Source organism: Lapillicoccus sp. (genome assembly GCF_025353065.1).
GTDB lineage: Bacteria > Actinomycetota > Actinomycetes > Actinomycetales > Dermatophilaceae > Lapillicoccus.
The window spans coordinates 1-11,724 of sequence record NZ_JANXRJ010000003.1 but is presented as its reverse complement, the minus strand read 5'-3'; the positions used below and the strand labels follow the sequence as shown (position 1 = coordinate 11,724).

Here is an 11,724-nt window from a genome sequence, read left to right as displayed (position 1 = left end):
CCAACAGCCTGTTGGACGATCACGTCTCGGGGCCAGGCTTGGGCCAGCTTGCGCATCGAGTAGAGGTTGCTGCGGGACAGGCCGCGCATGTCGGGGAACGCGGCGCGCAGGTCGGTCGCCAGTCGGTCTACAACGGTCGCGCCCCAGCCCTGGGCGTCCTGACGCTCGACGATGGCCGCGCCGAGGTCCCAGTACAGGGTCAGGAGCTCGGTGTTGACGACCCGGGTCGCGCGCAGCCGGGCGGTGGCGACCTGCTCCTTCAGCCGGGCCAGCAGCGCGGGGTATCCCTCGGGTGCCACCGACGGAACGTTCACCAACGAGTCATCCCCACCCGGCGGCCGCCGACCCGTCCGGGGCGGGTGCGCACCATCACCCCGGTAGACCGCGGCGGACGCGTGCCGGCCGGCGTGAGAGCACCGTGCCGGCGGTGATGAACGGCGACAACGCCCGCAGCAGCTCCTGCTGATTTCGGACTGTCAGGTCAACCGAGTACACCGTCTCCTTGAACGAGAACACCACCGTCTCTGCCCCCTCTGTCCCGTCGAGGTCATCAAACGTCGTCACGATGGTGCGCTGGGCCATGAGCCCCAGTCTGGAGCATCACCACGCAGCCGGGGGACGTACGTATCGCACTACTGCCCCCGGCAGAGACCGCAGCTATGGACGGCCGCCTTGGCGCGTGCACCTCGCCGTTGTCTCATCGAACCGATGCTGCTGTCTTCGGCCGACCTGTCGACCTACGCGGGCGTTTAGCTTTGGGCGTAGGCGGCGTCTCCGTGGGTCGAGGTTCGGCCTCGTTGATCAGCTGGTACAGATTGCGCACCCGTTCCTTCCCGAAGTCACGCTTAGGGCTGTCCTGAACCAGTTGCTTCTGCACCAGCAGGAGCCGGCGCTGGACGAGCTCTCGTGGGCCACGGGCACGCATCGCTGGACTGATGGCGAACTCGGAGGGGAAGAGCTCGGCAGACCACCAGATCTTGCGGCGAGGCTCTGTCGTCTCCGCCAGCATCGCGAGGAGCATCGCGAGGGCGGCGGCGCTCATGTCCTGCAGATGCCCCGAGGTCCACAGCGAGACGGGTACCTTGAAGTAGATGTGACCAGGCTTCTCCGCCGGCTTCCCCAGCGTGTAGGCCGTCGAGGGCAGCGAGTAAGCACGACCACTTGCCGACTCGTCGAGCAGCGTGATCTTGGACGACTCCCCTCGCCGCTCCTCGACACGGATCAGCTTGCGGCCCGCCAGTCGTTGCAGGGCAGCGGTGACTCTGCGCGCTCCCTTATGAGTGGGATCCTCCAGGTCCTGCAGCGCAGCCCACTTACGGGCCGAGATGTCGGTGTCGAACGGCGCGGCAGAGCAGCGCCAGATCAGCGCCAGGTAGAGCTTGACCGCCGCCGCCCCTCCCCTGCCGCCCGTCGACACCAGCTGGGCCAGCGGCGGTTGCTGATCACCGTCGCCGCGAACAAACTGTTTCGCACGGACCACAGTGGCGAGCAACGTAGCCACCTGCTTGGAGTACGGCCGACGCCGTCGCAACGCCATAGCACTGGAGCCCTTGCCAGCCATGCCCACCCGGGCCAGGTCGACCAGCCGCCGGTGCGGCATCGAGGACACGTCCACCCCGCCCAGGCCGATCCTGCCACCTCCGCGACCCGGTTCAGCTCCGCGACCAGCGCCTCGGCCGTGCGGTCCACCGGGCCGCGACGCAGCCGCTCCAATGGCGAGATCCGCTCACCCTCGCCGACCTCCAACAGTCCGAGTAGCGCCCGCGCCTGCTCGGCGGTGATCAGTTCCAGCAGCGTCTCCCACAACCTGCGGTGCGCCGCGCCCACCACCTGGCTCACCAACCGGGTCAGCGAATCCAACGCCTGGCAGCAGCACCTGCTGCTGCCTCAACCACCCGAGAGCACCATCGACGATCGCCTTCGGGCCGTCGCCGGTCGTCCAGGCCCGCCGGTCGATCCACAGGGACAGCTCATCTGCGACCTCCGCGAAGTCGCGCCACCCGCCCGCCTCGCTGATCTCCCAACGGTGCTCGAAGCGGGTCATCTCCCGCGTCATCGGCGACGGATACCAGGGCTCAACGGAATAGCACTGCTCATGGTGAATCGAATCCTTGAACCTCGCCCTGCATCGGGTGGACTTGCTGTGAACCACTGGTCTCAACTCACCCTGACACGCAGGGAAGGACGGCCTCGGGCAGACGCTTTCAGACGTGGACTGCCGGGCGGGGTCGCTACGATGAGCGGCGTTGAGTCCGATAGTGGAAGGTGAGGGCCTCGGAGGGCTTAACTTTCTGGGTTCGCGTTCTTCCGACAGCCCTTTCCGGCTCGTCAGCCTAGCGGCCTCATGTGGCCTTCCTGTTGCTTACAACTGAAGGGTGTTGCGTTGTCTGCGCTCGATTTCATGACCTTGGTTGAAGCGAATTCGCCTGGTGGGGCGACCTGTTTGACCTCTCGGACGGAGCTGGAGCCTGCGGGCGGTCCGCAGATGGCGGTGGCACCGGCCAAGTTCGCGATGCGCAACCGAGATGGTGGCGCTTACGCCTACGAAACCCGCTACCTCGACGGAGCGCCGGCTCGAGCGGTGCTGATCGACTCTAAGCAGTCGGTGCTCAACCGGTGCGAGGCCGCTGTCGCAGCGGCCATCGACGAGGGGCACCCGGTGCTGAGCAGGCTGCCGCGGATCGAGGTCCGGTACGAGCGGGACGCAGCCGTGGAGGAGTACTCGGACCTGACCCTGCCGCACCGCGCGTTCGACGGTCACATCCGAGCCGGCAGCGTAGACGGCACCCCCGTCACCCAGCTCGAGCAGTACCGGGCCGTGCGCAACGCCACCCCGGGAAGCGCCCGCGCACTGCTCGACGCGAGCCCGGTAACGCTGGTGTTCGGCGGCTGGGACTCCAGCAGGGCGACGCGGCAGGGGCGCTGGCGCAGCATCCTCGTCGGGGAGATCATCGGGTTCTGCGCCGACGACGCAGCGACAAATCCCGGCCTCAAGGGCGGGGCCCGTGTCGACCCGGTGGGCATGAAGATTGAGCTCACCGAGGCCGCGATGAAGCAGCTCGCCACCAACCAACGGTCTGAGCTCAGCGGCGCCACCTACGACAAGGCGGTCAAGGAGGCGGCTAAGGCCAAGGGGGGCAAAGGGGTTTCAGCGTCCATGCTGGGGCTGGGCGGCATCCCGCCCACATTGGAGGCTCTCGCCGGGGTCGCCTGCCACCGGATCGTGCGCTCTCACGTACTGAGCTTCGCCGCGCTGCGACAGCTGCGGTTCGGCGCCGGACCTGAGGGCGACGCCGCATGCCGGGCCCTGCTGGCCGCCCTGGCGTTGAACGCCCTGGCACGCTCCGACGCCGAGCTGGTGCTGCGGGCCAACTGCGACCTGCGTGAGGCCGGCCCGGTCATGGTGGAGCTCGACGGCCGCGGCGGTCAGGTCCGTCAGCTGGACGGGCTCACGATCCCTGAGGCGGACGCCCTGCTAGATGCCGCCCTCACGCACGCCGAGGCGACGGCGGGCGTAGCGTGGGACGGGCCCGTGATGCACGTTCAGGGCAACCCGTCGATCGTGGCCGGGGCAGTCGCCGACGGGCAGGACGACGGGGCCTGAGATGCCCTTTACCATCACCGCCGAGCTGCCGCTGGGTACCTACCGGGGGGCCCAAGCCGATGGTCGCGTCGAGCGGGTCCCGTCGGTCGCCCGGCTGTACTCGGCACTGCTGTGTGCGGCCGGTTTCGGACCACGGGCGCTGAGCACAGGCGAGACGACCGTGCCCTGCCCGGCCGACGAGGAAGCACTGCGCTGGATCGAGCAGACCCCACCCGACCGGGTCCGCATCCCCGCCCTCGAGGTCAACGCCGGCCGGACCACCGCCTACAGGGCCGACGGCACGATTAAGAAGACCACGACCTCGATGAGCATCAAGAAGCTCGCGAAGGCACCGGACGTCTCGGTCGCGGTGGACGGCGTCTTCTGCTGGATCTGGGACCAGACACCACCAGCAGCTGTCGTCGCGGCGCTGTCCGCGCTGTGTCCCGACGTGCCCTACCTCGGGACGACGGAGTCACCAGTCCGGCTGCGGACCAGCGCCGCGGAGACCCCGCCCGGTGCGGCCGCGTCCGGTGGCGAGTTCATCCTCGACCCCGACGCCGGGCCGTTCTCCTCGGCCGGCGGCGAGGACATCGCGCTGCCGCTGCCGGGCAGGTTCGACGAGCTCACCCGGGCGCACATCGCGACCGCGGAAAAACCGCCCTCGGCGGCCAGAGACCGGTGGTCCTCGGACGAGATCTCCTCAGCGTCCGCCCTACCCGATCGTGAGGTCGCCCTCGCCCGCTACGCCCCGACCCTCCCCCCTACCGCTGACGTGCCGTGGACGAGCGTGCTGATCCTGCCGATCGATACCTTCGTCCGCGAACGTGACCGAGTGGGCATGGCCGTTGCCGTCCACCGGGCGCTGATCAGCGCCCTCGGTGAGGGCGCGCCGACGCTAATCACCGGAGAGTACGGACTGGGTGCAGCACGACCGGTCAACCGGTTGGCGATCCACTTCGTCGACGACTCCCTGCCCCTGGACCTGCGCGGTCACCGGTCGGCGGTAGCGGTGTTCTTACCGCCAGCGGTGTCGGCGGCCGAGCTTGACGCGGTCGCTCAGGCCGTCGACACGCTCCACACGATCCGCGCCGGCCGGTCCGGGGCGGCCACCGTTAACGGCGCGACCTGGTCCGTCCCGGGCCACCGGTTCTGGCGGACCCCCTCTCCCGGCCTAGTCCGTACCTGGCGGACCAGCCCCCCCGCCGTCCCGGACGTCCGCGGCGCCCGTAATGGACGAGCCGTACCTGCTGGGCGACGGGGGAACGGCGGGTCCGGGAACGCGTGGACCTTCGGCCACGCCGCGTTGCTGTCGCTGGCCTTCACCTGGCGCGCGCAGCTACCCCAGGTCAGCGGGCGCGGCGATGAGCGGAACCGGCAGCTGGTCCAGGCCGCGAACGACGCCGGCGCCGCCGTCCTGAGCGCCGCACCCGTCCGGGACACCGACGTGCGCCCGTACTTTCATAAGGTTCACGACGACGCTGTGGTGCGCCCCTATCGGGCGCGGCTGTGGCTCGGCGACCTGGCCTCGAGCGAGACGGTTATGGCGATCGGCCAGTCGCGCCACCTCGGCGGCGGCCTCCTCGTGCCCGTCGACGCGCCGGCACAGGCCCGGTCCGGTGCTGGTCTGATCACGTCCGCGGGTGACCGCTGATGGGCCTGACGCGCGACGACTTCGCCGCTTACTTCGCCGCTCTGCATGACGGCCACCCCCCGTTCGCCTGGCAGGAACGGCTCCTCGACACCGTGCTGCAGTACGGGGGGTGGCCGGACAAGATCGTCGCGCCCACCGGCTCCGGCAAGACCGCAGTGATCGACGTCCACGTCTTCGCACAAGCCCTGACGGCCGAGGATCCCGCCCGTGGACGCCCGCCCCGCCGGCTATCGCTGGTCGTCGGGCGGCGGGTGCTGGTCGACGACCAGTTCGACTACGCGAGGGCCCTGTCCGACCGGCTCGCCGAAGCCCTAACCGGGGCCTTTCCCACGGTCTCGACCGACGACCTGGCCGAGGCCGGCACCGACGACCTGATGACGCAGGTGGCGCAGCGGTTGTGGCGCCTTCGCCGCGCCCGTCCCGCGGGCCCGCACGACCGACCCCTGGTCGTGGGCAAGCTCCGCGGTGGTCAGCCGCCGTCGCGGGGCTGGCGGATCGAGCCCACCGCGGCCGCCGTCATCTGCGCCACCCCGGACATGTGGGGCTCACGCCTGCTGTTCCGCGGCTACGGCTCCTCCCCGCGAGCCTGGCCCGTCGAGGCAGGCCTGCTAGCGTTCGACACGGCGCTCGTCGTCGACGAGGCTCACCTCGCCCGACAGCTGCTGGTCACCGCGCGCAGCGTCGCCCACCTCGCCACCATCGCCGACACGGGCACTGACCTCATCACCGACACCGGCAAAGACGTGGATGCGCGCACACCTACGCCGCCGGCGAGCCCGGACGGGGCAGCGGCCTCAGAGATCCCGAGTCTGACGGGCCTCCAGGGCCCTCTAGTGCGCCCGTTGCAGGTGGTGGAGACAACGGCCACCCCCACAAACGGGGCAGCGGACGGGACGGCAGACGGGGCGGTTGCGCTGCGGGTGGTCGGGGTCGACGAGGGTGACGTTGACCTGCCCGCCGCGGCTGCGCTACGCGACAGGCTGACCCGGCCGAAACCGTTGACCCTGACCCCGGTTGCGGGGTGGACCGGTACCCGCGACGCCCAGCGCCGCGTGGTGGTGAACCACCTCGCTGATGCCGTCCAGGTCGCTCACGAGCAACTGGACCGGATCCACGGAACCTCGCCTACGGTGGGGTGTTTCGTCAACACCGTGCTGCGGGCGGTGGAGGTCGCAGCCGAGTGCCGGCGCCGCGGGCTGCGGGTCGTCATGGTCTGCGGGCGGACCCGCGCCCGGGACGTCGAACGGCTGCGTACCGCACACCCCGGCGTCCTCGCCGTGCGAGGCAACGACGACGTCGACGTGGTCGTTACCACCCAGAGCCTGGAAGTCGGGGTCGACCTTGACTTCGCCGCGGTGGTTACCGAGCTGGCCGAGGCCTCCGCGTTAGCCCAGCGAGCGGGCCGGCTCAACCGGCGTGGGCTACGCCCGACGGGCCCGTTGACGATCGTGGTCCCGGAGCAACCCCCCACGCAGGAGGAGCGCTCCGGACCGTACGACGGGGTCACGCTCGCCGACGCGCTGGCGTGGGTCAAACGGTTGGCGCTCCACCCGGCAGGGATAAACCCTTGGCAGCTGCGGGCGGACCCCCCACCGGCCGGTCGACCCCGCCGGATCGCTTACCAGCACCCGCAGCTGGCGGACGCCTGGCACTGGGCGCGCACATCGGAGGACCTGGCTGCCGAGCCCGAGCTGGACCTGTGGCTGGCCGAAGACCTCGAAAACTCCCCCCACGAGATCGGTCTGGTCGTGCGTGACGCCCTGCCGGTCGACCCCGAGGACGCCGTCCGCCTCATCACCGACCTGCGACCCACCCAGTTCGAGTCGTTCCCGGTCGACCTGCGAGCCGCCCGAGACCTTTTGCGGGACTGGCGGGCGGGCACCGAGACGGATCCGCCGGTCGCGGTCCTGGTCCGCGGTGAGGACGTCGGGGTGGTGGAGTGGACCCGGCCGGACGGTGACGCCCGCGGCTGGCCAGCCACGCCCGTTCCGGTGCTGCGCCCCGGCGACACTGTGGTGATCGATGCCACCGCGAGCCTGTTCACGACCTCGTCGACCAGCGCAGCGGGGGGAGGTTTCAGCCCCCCCGTCCCAGTCCCGGGCGCAGGCGAGGAAGGCATCCCCGAACGGCACCCCGCCGCCGACGTCCTGACCGGCGACCCGCAGCGGACACCGGCCGCCGGCGAGGTCGTCCTGCGGCTCGAGGCTGCGGTGCTTGCCGGGGTGCTGGGAGCGGATGCTGGCCCCCGCTTCGACGCGCTGGCACGAGCACTGTGTCAGCAGACACCGACCGGGTGGCAGGTGACGACCGAACCGGCAGACCTTAAAGCCGCCGTCCGAGGATGGTTGGACCCGGCCCCGGCCGGGTGGCCGGCTGCGGCGGCTGCGGCGGCTCTGCTTGGTGACCCTGCAGCCGGTTGCGACGTCGTCGTCCATCAACGCGCCGACACCGACGAGGGCGACGACAAGGACGTGCCACTGCAACGGATCGTGCGGGTGCTTGTGATCGACCGGCGACGGCTCGCCGCAGACGACGAGGTCAGGCAAGCCTGGACCCCGTCACGGCGTCCGGTGACCCTGGACGCCCACCAGCGGGCGGTCGCTGACCGCGCCCACGGGGTGGGCACCGCCCTCGGGCTGCCGCCCGCATGGGTCGACGCGCTCCGTCTCGCGGGCGCGCACCACGACGACGGAAAAGCTGACGAGCGGTTCCAGGTCCGGCTCGGACGCCGGATAGGCGACCCCCTGCTGGCTAAGTCCGTTCCCGGCTCCGCCATCTCCACCGTCTGGCGGCGTCAAGAAGCGGCCGGGCTCCCCCGTGGATGGCGCCACGAGCAGCTGTCCGTCGTCCATAGCTGGCCAGCCCTTCACCAGCCCGACCTGTCCGACCTGCCTGTCTGGGTTGACAGGGTCGGCGGGGTCGACGGGGACCTGGTCTCCCGTCTAATCGGAACCAGTCACGGACACGGCCGGTCCGGCTTCCCGCACGTCGCTGCCGAACTCACCCACCAGGTGACCGATCTGCTAACCGCCGGTCTTGGTGAGGTTGCCGGCCGGTTGTTCGACGAGGGCGACTGGGACGCCCTGATGGAGCGGACCCACCGCCGCTACGGGGTCTGGTTGTGCGCCTACCTCGAAGCGGTGCTTCGGGCAGCCGACAACCAGGTGTCCGGGGAGGGATCATGAACGTGCTGGTGATGGAACGCTCCGACTACCGGGTGATGCTGTGGCACCTGGCCCTGTACGGGCTGGCCGCGATCTGCGAGGAGCACGACGAACGGGTCACCATCCGGTGGGCGCAGAGCGCAACCCGGCAACCACGGGCGACGCTAAAGGTCACTGCACTCGACGCGTCCGGTATGGCCGAGCTGGTGACCCGCCATGCGCGGACACACGCATCAGGCAGCTGGCTCCAAGAAGAGATCGAACTGAACGGCACCCGCCGTGGCCTGATGAGCCCACGGATCACCCCGTTCGTCGCCGACGACGTCCTTCGTCCGCAGATACTCGCCCGCCGCGACGTCGTCCTCAACGCGCTGACCACCGCGCACAGCTGGCTCGATCTGCAACTCCTCGCGGCGCTGGGGCAGCCCGCCTACTGGAGCCGCGACAACAAGGGCGCACTCATGCAGGACGACGGCGCCGGCCGCTTGGAGATGCAACCGCGTAACCAAGGGTCGGAGTTCATCGGATCACGACTCCGCAAACTGGCCGAGAGCGTCGCCGCCCGCCCAACAGCTGCGGTGCTGGCCGGGCTGACCGGCGCCCAGGTCCGCGACGAGATCGGTAAGGACCAGGCAACCAGCCGCACCGGCACAGGCCTGTGCCGACCCGGCCCGGTGGACAACGCCGTGGCCTGGTGCGCCCTGTGGGGCATCAGCCAGCTGCCCAGCACTCCCCGCATCGGGCAGCGCGCCATCACCACCAGCAGTGGCCATCTGGGCCGGCCACGTCAGGAATGGTTCTACCTCCCCTATTGGGAGCAGCCCTGGCGCCCCGCCCGGCTACGCACCGTGCTGTGCTCGACCCGTCTACGCACCGCCGCGGCCGCCGGCCTGGAGAGCCGGTGGGCTCCGGAAGACGGCGTCCTGGCGGGCGCGCAGGTCTGGCTGCGCTCACGCGGGGTTACTGGTGTGCTGCGTTTCCCCATCGAACGGTTCGGCAGCGACAGCGCCCCCGAACGTCGGGCCATGCAAGCCGCGCTGGTCCCAGTTGTGAACAGGTGAACGAGGATCAGCACGACCACGAGCTGATCCCGATCAGCCTGGTTGCACATCACGCGTTCTGTCCCCGTCGGGCGTGGCTCGAAGCCATGGGAGAGCGGACCGACACGCATCAGATGGCCGTCGGGACAGCCGTGCACGGGGCCAGCGACAACCTCGCAGCCTCTCGGGCGTCAACGCTACGGGCTGTGGAGGTGACCAGTCAGACCCTTGGTATCGTAGGTCGCTGCGACCGCCTCACGATCAGCGACAGTGGTGCGGTGACGGTCGTCGAGCACAAGGCCACCCCAGTCCGACGCCGGCCGGAGGTCACCGAACCAATGGTGGTCCAGGTGGCGTTGCAGGTGTTCGCCCTGCGGGAGTCCGGGATGGACGTCCACGGCGGCGCCGTGTACTTCACCGAGCATGAGGTCACGGTCCCGGTGCCCGTCGGTGACCGCGAGCATCGCCTCGCGCTCGCCCACGTCGACGGCGTACGTGCGGTGCTCGCCGCCGCAGACGCGCCCCCGCCGTTGGAAGATGATCCCAGATGTACAAGGTGCTCACATGCCGATGTCTGCCTGCCCGATGAACGGCGCCTCGCCCCGGTCAGGCGCCGCATCCTCGTCGCCGACCCGGACTCCCAAGTTGTACATCTGGTCACCCCAGGTTCCCGGGCGGCGACCCGTGGCGGCCGGCTCAAGGTCACCCAAGGAGACCGGGAGCTGAGCTCGGTTCCGCTCGAACGTGTCGAGGCAATCGTGGTCCACGGCAATGTCGACCTTTCCAGCGGGCTGGTACGCGAGCTGCTGTGGCGCGACCTGCCTATTGTCTGGTGCTCCGGTTCAGGACGGGTCATCGGGTGGGCAGCCTCAGCCACCAGACCAAATGGATGGCCTCGAGTCCGACAACACGTGGAGTCGGAGAAGGGCCTCCTCAGCCTCGCCAGGGCCTTCGTCACCGCCAAGATCTGCAATCAGGCCACCCTGCTCAGGCGCCGAGGCTCTGCGTCTCCGGTCAGCGATGAGCTGCGAGCGCTGCAACGACGCGCAGCAGCTGCAGCGTCGCTGCCCGAACTGTTCGGCATCGAGGGTGACGCGGCCGCGCGGTACTTCGCCGTCTTCAGCTCGATGCTGACGCAGAAGGTTCAGGACAGCGGACTCTGCTTTACCCATCGCGACCGCCGACCCGCCGCTGACCCCGTCAATGCTGCGCTCAACTACGCTTACGGGCTCCTGACGGCAGACCTTATCCGGGCCGTGATCGCTTGTGGCCTCGACCCGCACGCAGGGTTTCTTCACTCGAGCAAACGCAACAAGCCCGCGCTAGCCCTAGACCTCGCAGAGGAGTTCCGAGCCCCCATCGCCGACTCGGTAGTTCTCGGGGCATTCAACAACGGCGAACTCAAGGCCAGCGACTTCACGATGGTGAGCGGCGCCGCACGCCTTCGTCAGCCGGCTCGCCGCGCCCTGGTAGAAGCCTACGAGCGCCGCGTGAACAGCACATTTCAGCATCCGACCTTCGGTTACCAAGTCACCTGGCGGCGGGCAATGGAGATCCAAGCTCGCCTCGTGCTGGGCGTACTCGACGGCACGCAGCCGGGATATCGCGGAGTCATGACCCGGTGAACCCCGACAGTGCCCATCGTTTCCTGATCGCCTATGACGTTGCGGACACCCACCGACGTACACGCCTGGCCAAGACGTTGAGCGCTCACGGCGACCGCGTCCAGTACAGCGTCTTCCTCATCGATGCCAAACCCGCCCGGATCGTCCGGCTCAAACTGGCGCTCCGGTCGATGCTGGACCCTGGTGCCGATTCGGTCCTGATCTGTGACTTGGGTCAACTCAGCACCGGCGGATTACGTCGGATCACCTACCTCGGACAGCAGCGACCCATCACCGGAGTCGGCCCAATCGTCCTGTAACTCTCACGCGATACCTCCATCAGCCCGTGTCCACCGCAAAACCCGTCGCATCAGCATCGCTGCAGGTCAGCGAGGCTCCAGCTTTGCATCGCCCCGCATCTGCTCCCCTTCCTCCCTGCCATAACGACCAACCGGTAGGACCCGTCGCGCGACGATCAATACCTACAGGTCAAAGGCATGCGAAACTCGACCCTATCGCTGGCCCTTCGGGGTCGGCCCTTCATTGAGGCGTGAAACGGGTCTACGCCGAGCCTGAATGGTTCGACATCGCTGGCCCTTCGGGGTCGGCCCTTCATTGAGGCGAGTACGTCGAGGCGTAGCCCTGGCCGGGGTTGAGCCATCGCTGGCCCTTCGGGGTC

General features: G+C 69.3%; 10 protein-coding genes. 6 read left to right on the top strand and 4 right to left on the bottom strand.

The window, feature by feature from the left end:
* The 4 genes from Q0R63_RS00260 to Q0R63_RS24445 all read right to left on the bottom strand — a co-directional run.
* The coding region (locus Q0R63_RS00260) for a DUF1016 N-terminal domain-containing protein (protein WP_295692285.1) at positions 1–299 on the bottom strand (299 nt) is incomplete at its 3' end.
* A gap of 70 nt (positions 300–369) precedes the next feature.
* Positions 370–582 carry a histone-like nucleoid-structuring protein Lsr2 gene (locus tag Q0R63_RS00255; protein ID WP_295692282.1) on the bottom strand — a complete coding sequence of 71 codons (213 nt, stop codon included), beginning with the start codon at positions 580–582 and terminating at the stop codon, positions 370–372.
* A 115-nt stretch (positions 583–697) separates the two neighbouring features.
* The gene (locus Q0R63_RS00250; RefSeq protein ID WP_295692280.1) at positions 698–1,600 is read right to left on the bottom strand and encodes a hypothetical protein; all 903 of its coding nucleotides are present in this window, start codon (positions 1,598–1,600) and stop codon (positions 698–700) included.
* A 126-nt stretch (positions 1,601–1,726) separates the two neighbouring features.
* On the bottom strand, positions 1,727–2,152 hold the full coding sequence (locus Q0R63_RS24445) for a DUF4158 domain-containing protein (protein ID WP_366521053.1): 426 nt from the start codon (positions 2,150–2,152) through the stop codon (positions 1,727–1,729).
* A gap of 249 nt (positions 2,153–2,401) precedes the next feature.
* Here Q0R63_RS24445 and cas7u point away from each other — a divergent pair, with 249 nt between their 5' ends.
* The 6 genes from cas7u to cas2 are packed head-to-tail and all read left to right on the top strand — an operon-like array spanning position 2,402 to position 11,365.
* Positions 2,402–3,604 carry a type I-U CRISPR-associated RAMP protein Csb1/Cas7u gene (gene cas7u / locus Q0R63_RS00245; protein WP_295692277.1) on the top strand — a complete coding sequence of 401 codons (1,203 nt, stop codon included), beginning with the start codon at positions 2,402–2,404 and terminating at the stop codon, positions 3,602–3,604.
* 1 nt (position 3,605) lies between these two features.
* Positions 3,606–5,237, top strand: a complete 1,632-nt coding sequence (gene csb2 / locus Q0R63_RS00240) for a type I-U CRISPR-associated protein Csb2 (protein WP_295692275.1) — start codon at positions 3,606–3,608, stop codon at positions 5,235–5,237.
* A complete protein-coding gene (locus Q0R63_RS00235; RefSeq protein ID WP_295692274.1) occupies positions 5,237–8,422 on the top strand; it encodes a hypothetical protein in 3,186 nt (1,061 codons plus the stop codon). The genes csb2 and Q0R63_RS00235 overlap by 1 nt, the downstream gene beginning before the upstream one ends.
* Positions 8,419–9,462, top strand: a complete 1,044-nt coding sequence (locus Q0R63_RS00230) for a hypothetical protein (protein WP_295692272.1) — start codon at positions 8,419–8,421, stop codon at positions 9,460–9,462. Before Q0R63_RS00235 ends, Q0R63_RS00230 begins: the two co-directional genes overlap by 4 nt.
* Positions 9,459–11,066 carry a CRISPR-associated endonuclease Cas1 gene (gene cas1, locus Q0R63_RS00225; protein ID WP_295692270.1) on the top strand — a complete coding sequence of 536 codons (1,608 nt, stop codon included), beginning with the start codon at positions 9,459–9,461 and terminating at the stop codon, positions 11,064–11,066. The genes Q0R63_RS00230 and cas1 overlap by 4 nt, the downstream gene beginning before the upstream one ends.
* Positions 11,063–11,365, top strand: coding sequence for a CRISPR-associated endonuclease Cas2 (gene cas2 / locus Q0R63_RS00220; RefSeq protein WP_295692267.1), 303 nt, complete (start codon positions 11,063–11,065; stop codon positions 11,363–11,365). Before cas1 ends, cas2 begins: the two co-directional genes overlap by 4 nt.
* Positions 11,366–11,724 lie beyond the last annotated feature (359 nt).